Source organism: Fibrobacter sp. UWH6 (assembly GCF_900142465.1).
Taxonomy (GTDB): Bacteria; Fibrobacterota; Fibrobacteria; order Fibrobacterales; family Fibrobacteraceae; genus Fibrobacter.
Map to the genome: position 1 here is coordinate 203,103 of NZ_FRAX01000003.1, position 18,673 is coordinate 221,775.

Genomic DNA, 18,673 nt, shown 5'->3' on the forward strand with positions numbered 1-18,673 from the left:
CCTCTAGCAAAAGGAAAGTCCATCATGATTCTGGATGCCACGCATAAAGTCAGCCACCGGCATAGGCTTCTTGCCTTCTGCCTGAATTTCAATCACTTCCAGAAGACCTTCACCGGTACCCACATAGAAACGTTTGTCCTTGAAGGCCACTGCGCCCGGAGTCAGGCTGGGGCCGTTTTCCGGAGTGTCGGTGACGCGGAGGTAAACCATGCGGCCACCCAGCTTGCCATATCCACCGGGCCACGGATTGAAAGCGCGAATGCGGTTGTGAATGACGCGAGCCGGCAGGTTGAAGTCAATGAGACCTTCTTCCTTCTTCAGCTTGGGTGCGCCAGAAGCCAGGGCGTGATCCTGGGTCAAATCCTTTTCGGTACCGGTAATGAGCTGGTTGATAGCATCGTCCAGAGCTTCGCAACCGGGAGCCACCATCTTTTCCAGCAAGGAGGCGGTAGTGTCCTGATGGTCGATAATGATTTCGCGCTGGGCAAGAATAGGACCGTGGTCCATCTTTTCATCCAGACGGAAAACGGTAACGCCAGTTGCAGGCAGGCCGTCGGCAATGGCGCGCTGTACAGGAGCGGCTCCACGATACTTAGGCAACATGCTGCCGTGAACGTTTACGGCACCGAACTTGGCAACGCCCAGAATGTTCTTGGGCAGGATGGAGTAAGCCACCACCACAAAAAGATCTGCACCAAAGGCGCGGAGTTCTTCTTCAAATCCCGGGGCCTTCAAATCCGTAGGCTGCAAAACCGGCAGGCCATATTCCAGAGCCAGGCTCTTCACAGGCGGAGGAGTCAGCACGCGGCCACGACCAGCGGGGCGATCCGGCTGAGTTACAACACCAACTACATCAGCGAAGTCACTTTCTTTCAAGTGCTTCAAGAAACAAGCCGCAAATTCCGGCGTACCCATAAATACAATTTTCATAGAAGACAATGTAGAAAAAGGTGTGAGGTCGCTTCGCTTTGAGGAGTGAGGTCGGGCGCATTTGCGCCCTTGGAGGTGTTCAGCAAAAAAAAGACACCCCAAAGTGAATGCCATAGGCATGAACGGCCCCATACCTCAGAGCATCCGAAGGATGCGACCTCATACCTCGCACCTCATTGCTATATTTGGCATCGCTATGAGAATACCTCTTCAAATTGCCGTAATTTTCGCCATTTGCCTGGCAGGCGAATTTCTGAACCGAGTGGTTGGCATCCCTATCCCGGGTAACATTCTCGGCATGGTTCTGCTCCTTGTATTACTTTGTACTAAAATTCTTAAACCGGAACAGGTTTCCGGCGTTTCCAGTTTCTTCTTGAACCATCTGGCACTTTTCTTCTTGCCGCCAAGCATCGCCATTATGACCGTTGGCGACGACATTCTTAGCCAGTGGCCCACCCTACTCCTTCTTTGCATCGTACTGACGCTCATCAGCTTGGCAGCCACCGGCCTTACCACGCAGTTTCTCATTGGCCATCAAGAAAAGCGTCTGAACATCGAACAACTTGAAGATGAAGAGATGAAACAATCCACTAGGGGGAAGAAATGAACACCATCATCAACTCGCCCCTGTTCGGAATTTTCTTGACCTTGGCCGCCTTCGAAGTGGGCGTGGCTCTGAACAAGAAATTCAAGTACTCCATCTTGAACCCGCTGCTCATCGGCCTCATTCTCATTGTGGGATTCCTGATGATTACGGGAATCAGCTACGACAGTTACAAAATTGGCGGCGACTACATTTCTATTCTGCTGGGCCCCGCAACCGTTGTGCTGGCAGTTCCACTCTATAGGCAGTTGGGCAACCTCAAAAAGCACTGGCTCCCGATTTTGGCAGGCATCGCCGTCGGTAGCCTCACCTCCATTTGTTGTGTGGTGGCAACCTCTAAATTGGTAGGCCTTAGCAGCACTTTAATGCTTTCATTGGTCCCCAAGTCCATTACCATTCCCATGGGCTCCGTAGTTTCCGAACAGATTGGCGGCATTCCCAGCATTACCATTATTTCCATCGTGATTACGGGAATTACCGGCGCCGTCACCGCTTCTGTGGTCTGCAAATTCTTCCACATTAAGCACAAGGTTGCCCAAGGTATCGCCATCGGTACTGCTAGCCACGCCCTAGGCACCACCCGCGCCATGGAAATCGGAGAAACTCAAGGCGCCATGAGCTCCTTGGCCATCGGCATCGCAGGAATTTTCACGGCCGTCGTGGCGCCACTGCTGCTGCAGTTAATCGGTTAACCGCCCGTTGATCAAATTATTCGCCCGTATAATTCTGACTTTCTCGGCAAGCCTTTTCCGCTTGTTCGTAGGAATATTTCGTATAAGTCTCACGAACAGGCCAAAGACTATTTGCCATTTTTTCCATAGCGTAGGCCTTAGGCACATTTGAAATATCCGCATTGCAGAAACTCATACTTCGACGCGTTTGTTTCTGAAAATCGTGGACAACAATGCCGGTGCAATATCCATCCAAAACGCTTACAGCAGTCCATTCACTTTCGTAAGCCATCATTGCTTCCCTCAGTCTCTTTGCTATGGAAGATTTCTCTTGATTAAGCAAAATCCAAGGAGTAACAATCTTTTCCAGAGGTTCCGTATATTCAGGATTCCAATCCTTGTTGTCTAAAACATAGGGACACAGGTCATACTTGACTTGATAGTAAACAGAATCAACTTTTCCTCTAATTTTCAGACTAATATCATCATAATAGGATCCTCGGCCAAGTCTAATTTCAAAATCAAATCCTTCCGATTGTTCCATTTCTTCCTTTGAAATCACAGACTCGGAATATGAGCCATACTCCTCAGCCAACAACGCCCAGCCAAAAACAACAACCAACGCAAAGGAAACAACGAATGATACGGGAAAAACAAGCCAATGGAGTTTTTTCTTTCGTTTAAACACTCGACCAAACGCACTTGTCGCCAAAAAGACCGGTACTATGGCGGCAAAGCAAACTATAGGCGTCACGGCCAGCCACAAGATTTCATAATTGAAAATATGAGCTTTAAAGATTGCCAGAACAACAATCCCCAAAATAAGTGCCATCAGCACGGACCAAAGAACAGCACCTAATTTCTTAAAGCGGGTCTGGGAATTAATAAAAGAAAATAGGAATCCCAGCCATAGCGGAATGCATAAGACCAAAGCTATTAATAAATATAAGGATACTTGTATAGCATCCGAAAGACAACTCAAAAAACAGTTTAACATACAAACTTACTTCCCCACGAGAATTTCAGAGATGACGCTTTCGCCGTCCGGCAGGTTGCAGAGTTTTTTCAGGTCGTCTTCGTAGAAGAAATGTTCACCGCGAACAGTCTTGTTCAAAACGCGGCCAGACAGATGCAAGGACTGCGCTATATACCCAGCGTTTAAATTCAAGTAGCGGTAGGCGCGCTCTCCCAGCAGGTTGCAGGCTTCCTTCAAGTCGGCAGTAAGAACCACGGCAAAGGCCGCATTTTCAACCTCTTCGGGAACAACATGACACTTGACGAATTTCTTTGCCGCCACCACTCCGCCCTGCATGTAAATAGACTTGCGTACAGGCACATAGCGGTACACGCCGGGGAACACGAACATCACGTCAAAAACCACAATCCAGATTTTTAACAGGCCTGCGCCAAACAAGTTGATTTTGCCCTGTTCCAGCCAGCGCAACATACTGGAAAATTCATCCAGGTCAAAGGAAGTTCGCTTAAAGGGAATTCGCCTCTGCGGAACCTTCCCAAGATCATTCACCACTTGACCATAAAGTTTGCTGTCATATCTTGCAGGAGTCAAGGGAAACTCATCCCCAGGCAGGGCTTGCGTAGCAAGGCGACGCACACGGATGCACTTGCTCAAATCTTCAATGCACTCTCCACGATTCTGGCGCATAAATCGGGACGGGTAACGGCTAGAGGCACTTACACAACCCGCATCAAAACTGGCACCAGGCTCCGCCGCCATCAACAAGGGATCCGCCTCGCTGCGATTGGAATATGCCGACTCCCCAACACCATCGTCAATGGAATCGTAAGCCAGTTCGCTATACTCCGGAAACACCGCAAGGCCCGCCAGAGGCACTTCCGTAGAAGGGAGTTTCAGGGAAACAGCCACCTGGTCATCCACAAAACCGCCCAAGGGGAAAACCTTCGCCCCCTTGGCCTTGGCATGCAGCATCACGCTTCCCACACAGGCACCCACATCTTGCAGAATTCGAGAGTAAGCCCCTTCCTTGAAACGACACACGGATCGTTCCAAAATTCCAGTAAACAGATACAGAATCGGAGTGTCCAGCAAAAAATCCTTATGGGGGAACGCCTCGGCCAGACGTTTCATTTCATCTTTTCCGCCGATTTTTACCAGCTGTCCCGCCACATTGGGAGCACCGCTACGGCCATCAGCATCATAGGCATAAATGCCATCGGGGAAATTGCGCCCCCGAAGCACCACATATACGCCAACTTGTTCCATCCCATCAGACGAAACATAACCGAAAGAGGGAACCTCACCTTCGTGAACATCAATACGATTGCAACCGGAATACCGACGGTCAGAAATCTTCTGACGTTCCCAATGTAACGCTGCAGCACCAGCCGCCTTTTTAGACGTCTTCTGTATGGACTGGTGATAATACTCTGTGTAAAACATTAGGAAACATAAAACAATATAAAAACATTAACTACAGTTTTGATTCTTTATTCTTTTTAAAAGGGCAAAAAAGCCCCCTCCAATTATATTTTTACATCGGAAATACAATGTCTAATTTCATCAAAAACTCTTTACGAGGATAAAATGAATCTTAAGCTGAAATCTCTGGCAACACTCTCTGCAGCAGCCACCTTCGCCCTCATGGCAACTGCTTGCGGTGACAGTTCTTCTTCCGGTGCCAATTCCGACGATCCTGCAGTTCTCCCTGCAGATACCACTAGCGGAACCGGCAACACCACGCCTGTAGACACTTTGCCGGCAGGGGACCCCCCCGTTGACACTACGACTGTTCCTGTTGTTCCGGGCGACACCACCGTCGTTCCCTCAGACACCACTGAAGAGTTCGTGTTGACCATTCCTGAAGAAGCCACCGAGATTACTCCGGCCATCAACATCCCCGCAGAAACCGGCATCGGCCTCCTGGTGGATGACTTCGAAGACGGTGACGGCGTGGCCCTGATTAACGAAGCAGGCTGGTACACCTATAGCGACAAGGACAACAAGGGCAATTCCACCATCCTTACCCCGGTAGACGATAACGGCTACCCCAAGGCACGTCGTTCCGACAACGGCACTGATTACGCCTTTGCAGTCTACTATAACCTGGACAAGGGTGGTTACGAATATGATCCGTATGTAGGCTGGGGCGTCTATATCGCCAGCGACGACATGGATTTTACCAAATACGGCGGAGTTACCTACTGGTTCAAGGGTGACGCTCATGAAATCCATGTAGAAATCTCTGACGTTGAAGACTACGACGTACATCTTGCAACTGTCAAGGCATCCCGTGTGTGGAAGAAGGTGGAAGTCCGCTTCAAGGACCTGACTCAGGGTGGCTGGGGCGAAAAGGTTGAATTCAACGCAGCCCATATCGAAAAGATCAGCTTCCAGGCCAAGGGTAAGGCAAGAATGGACTCCGTTCTTATCGACAACCTGTACCTGCAGGACACCAGCGAAGTGGCTAAGGACGTGGCCGACATGACCATCAAGGATCCTGAATTCCCGGAAAACGTCATTGGCGACATCACCATCAGCAACCCGCTGCAGGCAAAGGCAATGCAGTTGCTGGACAAGGGCATCAACATTACCAACTGGCTCGAAGATGCAAATTACACCTTCAATGGCAAGTTCAAGTTTGACGAAAGCGACATCAAGCTGATGGCCGAAAATGGAATCAAGGCTCTGCGCCTCCCCATTGACCTGGATGCTTACGCCACCAACCGCGACGACGTCGTTGCCGGTAAGGCCGCCGCCCTGGAATTTGACGACAAGAACCTCTTCGCCGTTCTGGATTCCTTCGCCACCTGGACTGAAAAGGCAGGCATGTCCTTCGTTATCGACTACCATGAATACGACAACGGCTACAACAAGGAAACCGCAGCCGATCCCCAGTACGTAACCATGATGGCAAACGTCTGGAAGCATGTGGCCCAGCACTATGCAAGCAACAGCCGCGAAAGCATCTTCTTCGAACTTTTGAACGAACCGGATATGTCCAACGGCGCAGTCACTTCCGCCTCCTGGCGCAAGGCTGCACAGGAAATCATCGACTCCATCCGTACCGTCGACAAGAACCACATGTTGGTCTTCGGCGATGCAGAATGGTACTCCATCAGCAACCTTGCCAAGGGCGAACCGCTGAACGACGACAAGATCATCTACGCCGTTCACACTTACGATCCGTTTGAATTCACCCACCAGGGTGCAAGCTGGAGCGACACCAAGACCATCAAGAACCTGATGTTCCCCTACGACAAGGAAAAGTGGAGCGAATACTCTGCAGACTTCGGCGTAACCAAGTCCACCGTAAGCTATATCAAGTCCAACATCAAGAATTACTACAAGCGCGGCAGCAAGGAATTCATCATGAGCGTTGTCCTCCCCGCCAAGAATTGGGCTGTAAAGAACAACGTTCCGGTGATCATCAACGAATTCGGTGCACTGAATACCGGTGCCGACGCACAGTCCGTGCTGAACTACATGACCGCCCTCCGCGAAATCAGCGAAGAACTTGAAATTCCGCTGCAGCACTGGGGTTACACCGGTCAGTTCGCTCTCTTCGAATCCGCAGCAGGTTCTCAGCAGGGCACCAAGCTGATCGACGGCATGAAGGAAGCCTACTTCGGCAAGTAATTCGATCTAGAAATTCATTCTCCTCCTAAACACGAAAGACCGTCTCTTATGGGACGGTCTTTTGGTATTTACGACCCCTAATTTTTATAGATTTTAGAGGAATAGATAATTTGGATTTTTATTTTGAAAAAGCTGATAAAAAAACGCATACATAAAACGAGACTTGTGAAAAAGCTGGTAGGTTCCGTAGCCCTCTTTTCGGCGACGGTCATGGCCGCAGGTTTTTACGGCAACCAGAGCGATATCAAATGGAAGACTGCAGGAACACAGCACTTCCAATTCCATTATCCCGCAGAATACACCGATCACGCGGCCAAGGCTTCGGCTTACGCCGAGGCTGTCTACGACAGCGTCGTCGGTCGTTACCACGACCTGCCCGGCCGCGTCAACGTCACACTGAACAACGCCCTCTACAGTAACGGCAGCGCCATCCCCAGCGAAAACGCACTGAACCTGTGGCTCACCAACTGGGACTTTAAGGTTCGCAGTTCCCATGGCTGGCTCACCGACGTGGTGACCCACGAATTCAGCCACCTGGTCAGTATCGAAAGCGGAAGCAAGTTTAACCCCCACGTATACGGCCTTCAGCTCAGCTACACCGACTATTACAACGAACGCACCACCAGCGATTTCGCCAGCCTGCTGCCCTTCACCCTGCAGCCCCTCTGGCTTGCCGAAGGTACGGCACAATATGAATCCAGCCGCATGGGCTTTGACGGATGGGACACCCACCGTGACATGCTCCTCCGCGTGGCCGCCCTGAACGACAGTCTGCTCAGCCTGGAATACATGCACGACTTTTCGGACAATTCCCTCTTTGCGGAATTGGGCCCCTACACTCAGGGATTCGCCCTGGTCCGCTACATCGACAAGCATTACGGTGAAGACGCAGTCCCAAAAATCTGGGAAAACCTTTCTAAATACCAGCGCATGACCCTGGATGGTGCCATCAGAAACGTTCTTGGCATTAGCGAGCAGGAACTTTACGACGCCTGGAAAAAGGAAATCACAGAAGCTTACACCGCGCAGAAAGACTCCCTGGGAAAACTGGTCGAAGGCACCAAGCTTACCGAAGACGCTTTCTGGAATGACTTTCCCATCGTAGCAGGCAAGCACCTCTACGGCGTTTCCAACTTTGGCGGCGCATGGTTTGATGGCGGCCTGTTCAAGATGCCTCTCGAAGAGGAAAAGGACAGCACCGAAGCAAACAAGGATAGTTCCGCCGTAGATACCGCCAACGTAAAAGTGGAAATTGGAGAAGTGGACATCGAAGGCGCAGACAGCACCATCGACATATCCGATTTCGCAAAGACAGGATTCAAACTGAAAAAGGCATGGCTGGATAAGGGCATCGACGTCTACGAAGATTCCATCCGCGGACCTATGCTAGCCTACGTCACCTACCAGAACCGCGACAAGGATGGCCACGCCCATTTCGACATCGCCGTTGCCGACACCAACAAGAATGAAATCACGGTATCCTACCTGACAGATGCAGTATATCCTGCAATCGATCCTCAAGGTACAACCATCGCTTTTGTCCGTCGCGAACCCTACAGCACACGCTTCGTCCTGAGTAAGGTTTCCTTCCCCAAGGATCTTAAGGATTACGAAACGGAAGAACCAGTAGACTTGTACGTTCCTGATTCCAGCCTCCGGTACTATAACATCTATAGTCCGAAATTCAGCCCCGACGGAAAGAAGATTGCTTTCGGCTTCTTCGATAACGAAACCCGCGGCATCGCCCTGCTGGACTCCGACGGAAAGAACTTCAAGATTATCAGTAACACGAAATTTGACGAACGTGACGTAAACTGGCTGAACAACGAAAAGATTGTCTTCTCCAGCAACAGAAACGGAATCTTCAACCTTATAGAGAAGAACATCAATACCGGCGTAGAGCACGCCCTGACCAACGTAGTTGGTGGCGCATTCACTCCGACCCTGGCAGGGGATACACTGTACTATACCAACTACGACAAGGACGGATTCTCCCTGTATAAGTTGGCCTACAGCATTTTTGTTCCCGCTTCTTCAGACACAACAGTTAGCGTTACCCAACGAGATTCCACCATCCAGATTGCAGATACAACCTGGAGCGTCTGCAACGCTGACACAACAAGTGGCGACACCGCCCTCACCGATTCCACCGTCGCAGACTCCGTGGCACCCTGCACACCGCAGCCCTCCATCGTCCTCCGCGACTCCATCATAAAAATCGCAGACACCACCAGAACCATTACCTCCCACGAAGGTTCCAAGGAAATTGTTCTCAAGGGAGCCCCCTTACAGCGCGTGGTCAAGGCAATTGATTTCCAGGAATTGGAATTTGCAGGCATCGAAGAAGACTATAAGCCAATTCCGTCAGTTCCCCTGTTTGTTCCCATGGTAGCCTTCTCGGAAAACGCTCCGGACCTAACAGTCTTTGGAGACGGCCAAGTCAAGGCCAAGGCCGGTCTGGCAGTACTTCTCAATGACCCCCTCAAGAAGAACACCATCCAGATGGGACTCTTGCTGGAAATAGGTTCCGGCTTTGACTACATCAACGGAAGCGGTCTAAACCCCAGGCAAGAAAAGGAATTCTTCATTTCCTGGGAAAACCGCAGCACACCCATTGATTTGAGTCTCGCCTACTCCTACGCCAACTACACCAGCATGGACACCATCCGCTACGAAGATCCTCGAGCCTATGGAGATTCAATCGGCACCACCCATTATGCAGTCCCCATGCAATCCGTTATGGGTGCCGCAGGCTACAGCATTTTCAAGACCATCGACACGTTGCAATTCGCCCTCAGTTACGACTGGGCCAACTTCAACCTTTACGAAGACAACTTTGACTGGACTTACCAAAAGCGCGTTACCGCCTTATTCGCCCTTGGCCTCTATGGCGACCATAGCGAAGGCGGCACCGGAATTGACGGACAAGGCAACGGTCTGTTCCTTTACTATCAGACGTCCAACTCGGATTTGTATCGTCCGGGAACATTCTCCGAAAGCTTTACCGTCGACGCCTCTGGCAAGATTACCCCCAAGTACAGGAACTTCACCCTGAACCAGGTGGGCATCGATCTCTACGGAAGTCTGCAGAGTCCCTGGACGGGAGCCCGCCTTGCAGCAGGCGGAAAAATCAACGGGGTCTTCAAATGGCATACCGACACCAAGGAAGACACCCTGGACACCTACTATTATCTCCCGCTATTCCTGGAAGGTTACCCCTACCTCCGCAGTTCCGAAGACTATACCCTGGCTGGCACCAGAACCGCCATGGCCGAAGTCCACTACCTGTTCCCCATCTACAGCGACTGGCGCAAGTCTGCATGGATCTTCAGCACCCGCGATTTCTACTTCGACTTGTTCGCCCAGATTGGTGCAGCATGGAACGGCAGATGGTTCGATCCTCACAAAATGACCAAGGGCAAATTCTGGGATCGCGACGTAGGCCTGAGTTTCCGCTGGAGCAACAAGCTGTTCTATAGCATACCCCTGGATATCAGCCTGACATTCGCCCGCGGCCTCAGTCGCATCGGTGAAGACGAAAATCTAGAGGGAGGCCGCAAGCTGAATCCTATCGACTTGCCCATCATTCCCGAATGCATCGCCCCCACCCGAATCAAGTTTGCGGTTGGCATGGGCTTCCTCAACACTTGGCAGTAGCCAATACCCACAATAGCAGAAAGACCTCCGCATCAGCGAAGGTCTTTTTAAATTACTTGTGAATTTGATTGGCCTCGTTAGGCAATAACTGTCCCGGACTTGTCCTTTGGGCATCCTCTCCCTTGAAGTTGGGATTAAAGGCCTTTAACTGAGCCTGTTTCAAATCAGCCTGAACATCCAACAAATGCATTTCCCACAGTCGCATGGCTTCATCCAGTTCCTGGCGGGCATTCAGCATAAATTCTTTCAGCTGATTCAGTTCCAGCATCTTTTCGCGTTTCATCATCCAGAGTTCTTCTTCCTCCGGCATGCGTTCAATATTGAACAGCAAGTTCAGATAGTCTTCTTCAGCCTTTCTATAGGCCTTATACATATCCACGTAAACCAGGTGGCGGTCGTCTACCATCGTCTGCTGAGGCGAGGGATGGCTAGCACAACCAGCCAACAAGGCCGCGACAAAAGCTGCAGGAACCAAGCGACGCATTACTCGTTACCCTCTTCGCCAGGCTTTATGGTATTGAACATACGTTCCACGGTAATATGGCTGGTGAAGGTCACCGTATCGCGAGTTTCCGGATTCACCATGGTATGGGTACCGACCTTGGTTTCATGAGAAAGGCAGGGGATACCGGTCTTGGGGTCAATCATGATTTCGTAGCGGGTCTGGTATTCAGCCTTAAGGCCCTTGTTATACTTCTTGAACTTTTCGTCTACGATCTTGGAATTGACATGCTGTTCCCATATGAAATAGGGGAAGCTTTCCGTTTCCTGCAAGTAAACCACATAATCCAGGCAGCGACGATGGTCGCGATTTTCAAAACCGCGGACAACCACAGAATCAACCTGGATCAAGGCGAAATTCAATCGGCCTTCATCCTTCAGCTTTTGCGTGATGTTTCCCTTGGCAGGAATTTCACCCACCAGCAGGTGATCCATTTCCCAGCGGTGCTTTTCGGCACGGGCCAGGTGAGGCTTAAATTCAGGATTCAGCAACTGTTCGTGCCACAGCTTGGGCATGGGCAGTTTCGTCACAATGCTATCGTAGCCTTCGTTCAGACCGTCAATGCTAACGACCTTGCGATCGATGGCAGCCAAGTCCACAGACTTTGCACGCCAGGCCAGAGCCGTCGGGTAATAGTTCTTCAGGTAGCCACTGGAATTGTCGATGACGTAATCCCTATGGACCTTGGTGGTATCGCCCGATGTTGAATACTGAATTTTCACATTGGTCAAGGTATGAGTACCAACGCGTTCGTCACCCTTTTCATCGAGAGTGGTGATATAGCTTTCGGCAATCATTTCCATTTTAACCGGTTCCGAAAGCGTATAGTTCATGGTCACGGGAAAATCACCGCAAGCCACCAGGGCTGCACTCAAGGCAATGGCGGAACCCGCCAGGATCAAATTACTCTTCTTCATAAAATTAGCGGGTCTTTACAAGTTGAATATCCTTGGTAGCAAGCACTCGGCCATCGGCGCTAAACTCGATCATGACTGAACCGGGTTTGCGATGCTTGCACATTTCGCGGGCCAGCATCATGCCACCATGTCTAGACTTACCCTGCAAGGTATACACACCCATCTTTTCGGTAACCTTTACATCGCGAGACCAGATTTCGGCACCCTTCTGAGCCGTAGAACCTTCGTAAAAGGCAACCTTCAAGTTGGTAAAGTCGAAGTTCTTGCCATACTTGAACTGCACTACCATCTGGTCGGCCAAATCAAATTCACTGGTCGTATCGGCAACAACCATGGAGCCGGCATTCCAGTCACGGCCACAGACAATGGAAGGTTCTTCGGTAGTGCATCCGGCAAAAATTGCAAGAGCGAAAGCCATCATGGCAAGGAACAACTTTTTCATAACACCTCTTTTCTTACTATAGGTAAAGTAGCAAAAATGGAACATCTAATTGTGTAATAAAAATTTTAGCGGGACAGTACAAACATCATTTCCATATGGGGAGTCTGTGGGTAGAAGGCAAAACCTTCCGCCTGCTTCAAGCTGAACCCTGCCACAGCAAACTTGGCATAATCACGGGCTAAGGTGACGGGGTCGCAGGAAACATAAATCAGACGGTTTACGGAACTGGCAATAATGGCCTCCAGCGCCTCCTTGGGAAGTCCTGTTCTAGGAGGGTCCACAATAAGCGTAGCAGGAACATCCACCACATGGTTGGCCAGCCAATCTTCGGCAGGGGCAGAAACATTTTCGCAGTTGGCGGTACCCGCCAGATTCACCTTGGCATGCTTAAGGCAACCGTCTTCACGTTCCACCGTCGTCACGCGTTTAAACTTGTCCTGCAAAAGGGCGGCAAAGAAGCCTACGCCGCTGAACAGGTCAATCAGCCATTCATCGCTGGATTCTCCGGAGGCGATACCAGCCTCCACAGCCTTACGAACGCTTTCCACCAGTTCCGGCAACAATCCTAAATTACTCTGGAAAAACACCGACGCATCGGACTCGATTTTCTTGCCGCAAATATCCACCACGCTGACCGCATTCTTTTCAAAATCGGACTTGGGCATACCGCGATAGAAATAGCTGACTTCGCCCGCACCGTTATCAAAGATGTTCAGTTCGCGGGCATCGCGGTTAGCGGCACAAAGTTCCCGGCCGGCACCGTTCAGGAATTCATTCAGGGCAGGTGTCAGTACAGGGCACTTCTTGAAAGGCACCACATCGTTGCTTTCCTGACCGCGGAAACCGAAAGCTCCTCTTTCGCCCTTGCCGCGGTCGCCGCAATAAACTACGCGGGCACGATTGCGATATCCCCAAGGTTTACCAAAGTGAATTCTAAAATCGGCAGGCAGTTCCGTATGAGCCAGGCGCTTAAAGTTTTCCCGTTCCACACGTTCCATATATTCAATCTGCCTTGATGCATCCAGGTGCTGCAGGCTACATCCGCCGCACTTACCATAATGGGGGCAAAACGGCTTTACGCGATCTGGAGATTCCTCTATGATTTCGATAGCCTTTCCGCGGGTAAAATCTTTCTTGGAAAAGGTTAGCAGAACCTTGCACAATTCCCCAGGCAGGGCTCCCTGCACAAAGCAAATTCGGCCATCGGGCAAACGGGCCATGCCATCGCCACCCTGAACCATTTTTTCGATCCGCAGTTCATAAAAGCGGGTTTCGCGGGATTCTGTTTTTCTACGGAAATTAGCCATAAATCAAATTCTAGGTTCGCTTGATGGTAGGCACACTAGCCAGCAATTTTTTCGTATAATCATCCTGGGGATTGGTCAAGACAACGTCGGCGTCGCCACGTTCAACCACCTTGCCAAAGTACATGACCAGGACTTCGTCACTTAACGCACGGACCACCTGCATATCATGACTGATGAACACAATGGAAAGCCCCAGGTCATTTCGCAGGTCATTCAACAAATGCAGAATCTGCGCCTGCACAGAAACGTCAAGGGCGCTTGTCACTTCGTCGCAAAGCAAAATTTTAGGCTGCACCATCAGACTGCGGGCGATGCACAGGCGCTGTCGCTGGCCACCGGAAAATTCATGAGGGAACTTGTCCAGGGCTCCATTGGGAATCGACACGCGGTCTAACAGTTCACGAGCCCGCTTCTCGGCTTCTTCAAAGGATGCTCCCCGAGCCACCACCGGCGCGGTCAAAATTTCAGAAACGGTCTGCCTCGGATTGAGACTGCTAAAGGGATCCTGGAAAACCATCTGCATCACGTCCGAAATGCGGAGTCCCTTGCCACCTGCGGCACGGCCCCCTTCCTGGCCAAAGACCTTGAAACTTCCGGAAGCAATGGGATTCAGGCCCACAAGGGCCTTTACAAGGGTAGACTTTCCACAGCCCGACTCCCCCACAATAGAAAGGATCTTTCCCTGGGGTAAGGTAAAGCTGACATGATCCACAGCCGTAAAGTAGCTCTGGACCTTGCTCAGAACGCCCCCGCGAATGGGGAACTTTACAGTCAGGCCATCCACCTCCAGGGCGGGGATAGAAGACGGGATTCCATTAGCAGATTCAGACATCTGTTATTTTTCCACTTCGCCATCGAGGCTAGCCAAAGCCTCTTGTACATTTTGTTCGGTTTTCAGGAGAATCTGGCGGCACTTGCGCAACAGTTCTGTCGCTTCCTGAACCTGGCCAGCCAATTCGTCAATTTCCATTTCGGAATTGTCAATCCGTTCCAAAATGGACTCCAGACGATCCATGGCATTTTTGTACTCAAAATTTTCTTCACTCATAAACAGGAATATAGAAGATTTGCTAAAATGTTTTGTATGGGAAAACTACTTTTCGCCCTATTTAACGCAGGTGCCGCCATCCTCATGGGAGCACTTCTTGTCGCATGCCTAGACATTCCCGACGCCCCAAGCACCTCTTCGGTCATCACAGGCGCGTCTGTCGTCGTAGAACAATTCGGCAAGCAGGACTCCACCCTTCGAAAAATCAATTCCAATGAGTCCTCGGCTCTAATTGCAAAGGTTCGACCCAGCAAGTATAAAGATGATGTTTCCTACTACTGGTATAACGATCAGGAACTTATTGATAGTGGACGGACATTCCCCATATCCTCAAAAAATGCCCTAGCAGGGCAGACAAATCCTAACCGCATCCCGAACAAGGTCGTCATTCACGATCAAGACGGCAATTCCATCGAGAGGGAATTCACAGTTGTTATCAATGCACCCCCTATGTTGAACGAGACAACCATTCCCTCCGACGGAGACACTCTAATCGGGGATAGCCACACCGCCTTTCTTTTCAAGTGGAGCAGTAGCGACAACGACAGGAACCAGCTGCTGGAACATGTGATTACAATCGACCACACAAATTATGCAGTGGGTGAACTCAATGAAATCAGGCAATCGGGACTTGCAAAGGGCAAGCACTCTTTCCGAGTCATTGTGACCGATCCCCTGGGCGATAGCGATACCACTTCCATAAGGACGTTCTACGTTAGAGAATCTTCCGGAGGTAAACAGTGAAAATAGCCTCCCTCCTCACCGCCCTTATTGCAATCGCAATTGTCGCCTGCACCGATTCCGACAATTATATTTTTGACGAACGCGACCACCAGGAAGTCCGGGTAGACGCCTTCATCACACAGACCTTTGACGAAACTTCCGTTCGAATCAAGAACGACACTGTCGCCCCCAACGATTCCCTGATTTTTCTGTCTTCTGTATATCCATCTAAAGCCATTCGCAGCCAGGATATCTTCTGGACCCTTGACGGAACACCCTTTGCCACAGAGTATAGTTTCAAGGCTTCAGTCAAGACACCCGGCCTGCATAAAGTCGCATTCGTCCTGGTAGACTTCTTTGGCGATACCATCAGCGACACAATCACCCTCTATGCAGCCATTCCTCCCACACTGAACTTGAAAAAAATCATTCCGGCAAACAGCACCCAGGAAATTCCACCCAACGAAGACATCAACTTTTCCTGGTACACCACAGAACAAGACCGATACTGGGATACATATTACCACTTCGTCTTAAAAGAAGCCTTCCCGACATCCCAAAAAGACAACGGCATCATTCTGGACACAATCCTAAGTTCATCGACTTTCAGCTACAACAAAGGCCTTGCTCCGCTCACCAAATACACTTGGTCTGTATCGGCCTACAACGAACTGGATATGAAATCCTCGCAATCCATCGAGGGTGAGTTCTATACCGCCGGCCTTTCGAACGAAAGTGGAATTCTCGCTACGGTCATTCCCCCGTCTAAACAGATTCCCCAATCTATCCAAGTCACGATTATCAGCAATTCCGGCGACACTCTGTACAGGGCAAAGGAATTTCACGCCGATTCCGCAGGAAGATTCTACATCAAGCCAATCACCCCAGGCAAAATAACATTCATCGTATCTGCCAGCGACACTCCCGACTTACAGCCAATTATAAGGGAAATTTCCCTTAAGGAAAATCAGGTATACAGCCTTGATTCGCTGCAGTTCGCCGACATCACGCCCCCAACAATTTCTTCCATCGACAATAAAGATACCCTCCTCCTCCAGGACACTTTGAATTTCATCTTAAAGGATGGCGGAGGCAGCGTCGTACTTTCCACAAGTTCTGCAAAGCTTGACGGAAACATCATCCTGGATTACAACATTAGTAGAGACACCCTTAAGGTGATAATGCCCATCTCCAGCACATGGACCTACCGAATTCTATCCATTGAAGTTTACGATCAGAGCGGAAACAAGAGCACTCGGTACTTTTATCTGTACTCCGACAAAACATACAGAGAGGATCCATAATGAGAAAGCTATCCTTCTTACCGCTTCTCGCCTGTATGCTGGTCGCATGTGGCAGCGACGCCCTTATCGGAGAACCAGAGAACATTCTTAGCCAACAGGTGTACGTGCTACCATCGGGAGCAAGTTTATCGAACGACAACCGTTCCCACTACGTCATCGGCGACACCATCTATCTGGAAGCAAACCAGACCTACAAATTTTATGCAGGGTACACCCTCAACGACGAACCCGTCAACGAGGCTAGTTCTCTATACGCCAGTCTGCTTTGGGAACTTGACGGTCAGTTCTTCAACATAGAATCGTTCCAATACGCCTTCACTTCATCCGGAATAAAAAAAGGATTCCTTGAAACAGTAGACCTATACGGAGACACCGTTCGCACTCATTTTGAAGTTCTAGTCAACACACCCAATAGAATTCAGCTGGAATATCCCGCTAACGGTTATAACCAAGTAGAACGAAACAACGAAAAGGGCATTCCCCTCCGCTGGAAGACCGAGGGGCTGGATCCATGGGAAACAGCTTACTGCACCATTTACGCCAGCGATGAAAAGGATGACATCTGGGCCAGTTCCCTAGGCACCACAGACTGCAACAACAATATCAGCCTCAAAGGCATCGTAAACGAAGACCTTCCAAGTAATACGGTCTACTGGGCCGTCAGCATGCTCGTCACAAACGATGCAGGCAAGGGCTATACGACAACTACAGATGTCTTTAGTTTTACCACTAAAACCGAAGAGCAATCCCTATTGACCATTCCGGTCATCTATAGGGGATTCCCCTACGATCAGACGGTCAACACAGAAATCATCCTGACCAATGCTGCAGGCGACACCTTGCAAGTCGTTACGAATAGTGAATCTCACTCCGAAATTCAGGTTCCCGTGGAGGCCCAGACAGGTCTACACATTTACGCCCGCGACATTAGCAGACCGGAATACACAGCAAACAAGCAAGAAGTAGACATTCCCGAGAGTACAGCCATTACGGCAAGCACCATTTACTTTACGGATGATATTCCTCCGCAACTGGCACCAAACAAAACTAGCGCAGCCCATTCAGACACAATCTACTTCAACGTCATCGATATGGGTTCTGGAGTAAATCCCGCAAAGATTCGGGTCACATCAGGGTCAGACAATCTAACCTACAGTTTCCGGAATTCCCTACTCGCCATACCAAACCCCTGTAAATATTCCTGTTCCATTGTTATCGAAGGCGAAGACTACGCCAACAATCCGTTCCCAAATACATACTGGGTTCTAGAAAACATCAACGAACAGGTCGTCATTAGCGGGCCATTCCTTAGGGAGGGGTTCTAAGATGAAAACCATACTCTCGACCCTACTCGTCATTCTGGCATTGTTTACTGGAGCTCATGCTCAAAAGCTTTTGCATGTATCTACAATCCCCAGCAATGCAGATATCTATATCGGCACCTCCAGGCCAGACCTTGCAGATAAGCCCGACTATGTTTCATCAGCATTTGTCAGCGTATCCGAAGAACAAGCTCTCATGGGAGAAGTTTTACTGCACCTGTTCCGTCCGGAATTCACCGACACCACCATCCGAGTTACACTTTCTCCAAAAGACACTTCCTACCTGATCGTATCCCTGCACCCCACCTATGACGACAATCTGATCAAGGAACAAAACGACATTGTCGCCAAGAGGGGTCGTCGCAGTTTCGGATACAAGATGATGATCGGCTCGGCAATCCCCCTATTCGTTAGCGGAATTGCAGGTGCTGTCACCTATTACCAGATATCCCGCGCCGAAGATGCCAAGAAGACTCTAGAAAAAACTCGGATACATTCACAGTCCTATGAAAATGCAAAACAGGACTTCCGTGATTCCAGAGACAAGGCAAAAACCGCACGCAAGACAACTATCGCAGGCCTCGCAACAGGCGCCACTCTGCTCACCTTAGGATTCATCCTTTCGTTCTAG

The 18,673-nt window shown here is 50.0% G+C and carries 17 protein-coding genes; 8 read left to right on the forward strand and 9 right to left on the reverse strand.

What is annotated here, in order from left to right; translation table 11 throughout:
- Window positions 1-3 precede the first annotated feature (3 nt).
- Window positions 4-930, reverse strand: coding sequence for a methionyl-tRNA formyltransferase (gene fmt / locus BUB73_RS04250; RefSeq protein WP_073283834.1), 927 nt, complete (start codon window positions 928-930; stop codon window positions 4-6).
- 196 nt (window positions 931-1,126) lie between these two features.
- Between fmt and BUB73_RS04255 the strand changes: the two genes are divergently transcribed.
- Window positions 1,127-1,537, forward strand: coding sequence for a CidA/LrgA family protein (locus tag BUB73_RS04255; RefSeq protein ID WP_073283973.1), 411 nt, complete (start codon window positions 1,127-1,129; stop codon window positions 1,535-1,537).
- Window positions 1,534-2,226, forward strand: coding sequence for an LrgB family protein (locus tag BUB73_RS04260; protein ID WP_073283836.1), 693 nt, complete (start codon window positions 1,534-1,536; stop codon window positions 2,224-2,226). Before BUB73_RS04255 ends, BUB73_RS04260 begins: the two co-directional genes overlap by 4 nt.
- Before the next feature lie 16 nt (window positions 2,227-2,242).
- Here BUB73_RS04260 and BUB73_RS04265 read toward each other — a convergent pair whose 3' ends face one another.
- Complete coding sequence (locus BUB73_RS04265) at window positions 2,243-3,202, reverse strand: tripartite tricarboxylate transporter TctB family protein (RefSeq protein WP_139259109.1); 960 nt, start codon at window positions 3,200-3,202, stop codon at window positions 2,243-2,245.
- A gap of 6 nt (window positions 3,203-3,208) precedes the next feature.
- Entirely contained in the window at window positions 3,209-4,624 is a 1,416-nt protein-coding gene (locus BUB73_RS04270) for a nitroreductase family protein (protein ID WP_073283840.1), read from the reverse strand.
- A 144-nt stretch (window positions 4,625-4,768) separates the two neighbouring features.
- Here BUB73_RS04270 and BUB73_RS04275 point away from each other — a divergent pair, with 144 nt between their 5' ends.
- Window positions 4,769-6,820: a cellulase family glycosylhydrolase gene (locus BUB73_RS04275; RefSeq protein WP_073283842.1), complete on the forward strand. Its 2,052-nt coding sequence runs from the start codon at window positions 4,769-4,771 to the stop codon at window positions 6,818-6,820.
- A gap of 165 nt (window positions 6,821-6,985) precedes the next feature.
- Complete coding sequence (locus tag BUB73_RS04280; RefSeq protein ID WP_073283845.1) at window positions 6,986-10,477, forward strand: PD40 domain-containing protein; 3,492 nt, start codon at window positions 6,986-6,988, stop codon at window positions 10,475-10,477.
- A gap of 52 nt (window positions 10,478-10,529) precedes the next feature.
- On the opposite strand, the gene BUB73_RS04285 is transcribed toward BUB73_RS04280, so the two are convergent.
- The 6 genes from BUB73_RS04285 to xseB form a co-directional block, all read right to left on the reverse strand.
- Window positions 10,530-10,961, reverse strand: coding sequence for a hypothetical protein (locus tag BUB73_RS04285; RefSeq protein ID WP_073157146.1), 432 nt, complete (start codon window positions 10,959-10,961; stop codon window positions 10,530-10,532).
- On the reverse strand, window positions 10,961-11,896 hold the full coding sequence (locus BUB73_RS04290) for a GIY-YIG nuclease family protein (RefSeq protein ID WP_073157149.1): 936 nt from the start codon (window positions 11,894-11,896) through the stop codon (window positions 10,961-10,963). Before BUB73_RS04290 ends, BUB73_RS04285 begins: the two co-directional genes overlap by 1 nt.
- 4 nt (window positions 11,897-11,900) lie before the next feature.
- Window positions 11,901-12,338: a hypothetical protein gene (locus tag BUB73_RS04295; RefSeq protein ID WP_083539634.1), complete on the reverse strand. Its 438-nt coding sequence runs from the start codon at window positions 12,336-12,338 to the stop codon at window positions 11,901-11,903.
- Between the two features lie 65 nt (window positions 12,339-12,403).
- Window positions 12,404-13,645: a class I SAM-dependent RNA methyltransferase gene (locus tag BUB73_RS04300; protein WP_073235600.1), complete on the reverse strand. Its 1,242-nt coding sequence runs from the start codon at window positions 13,643-13,645 to the stop codon at window positions 12,404-12,406.
- 10 nt (window positions 13,646-13,655) lie between these two features.
- Window positions 13,656-14,477 carry an ABC transporter ATP-binding protein gene (locus BUB73_RS04305; RefSeq protein WP_073157157.1) on the reverse strand — a complete coding sequence of 274 codons (822 nt, stop codon included), beginning with the start codon at window positions 14,475-14,477 and terminating at the stop codon, window positions 13,656-13,658.
- 3 nt (window positions 14,478-14,480) lie between these two features.
- On the reverse strand, window positions 14,481-14,693 hold the full coding sequence (gene xseB / locus BUB73_RS04310) for an exodeoxyribonuclease VII small subunit (RefSeq protein WP_073157160.1): 213 nt from the start codon (window positions 14,691-14,693) through the stop codon (window positions 14,481-14,483).
- 36 nt (window positions 14,694-14,729) lie between these two features.
- Here xseB and BUB73_RS04315 point away from each other — a divergent pair, with 36 nt between their 5' ends.
- Genes BUB73_RS04315 through BUB73_RS04330 form a run of 4 tightly spaced genes read left to right on the forward strand, consistent with a single transcriptional unit; the run spans window position 14,730 to window position 18,673 of the window.
- Window positions 14,730-15,437 carry a hypothetical protein gene (locus BUB73_RS04315; protein ID WP_073283848.1) on the forward strand — a complete coding sequence of 236 codons (708 nt, stop codon included), beginning with the start codon at window positions 14,730-14,732 and terminating at the stop codon, window positions 15,435-15,437.
- On the forward strand, window positions 15,434-16,720 hold the full coding sequence (locus BUB73_RS04320) for a hypothetical protein (protein ID WP_073235594.1): 1,287 nt from the start codon (window positions 15,434-15,436) through the stop codon (window positions 16,718-16,720). The genes BUB73_RS04315 and BUB73_RS04320 overlap by 4 nt, the downstream gene beginning before the upstream one ends.
- Complete coding sequence (locus BUB73_RS04325; protein ID WP_073283851.1) at window positions 16,720-18,045, forward strand: hypothetical protein; 1,326 nt, start codon at window positions 16,720-16,722, stop codon at window positions 18,043-18,045. Before BUB73_RS04320 ends, BUB73_RS04325 begins: the two co-directional genes overlap by 1 nt.
- 1 nt (window position 18,046) lies before the next feature.
- Window positions 18,047-18,673 (forward strand): hypothetical protein, encoded by a 627-nt coding sequence (locus BUB73_RS04330; RefSeq protein WP_073157171.1) that lies wholly within the window; start codon window positions 18,047-18,049, stop codon window positions 18,671-18,673.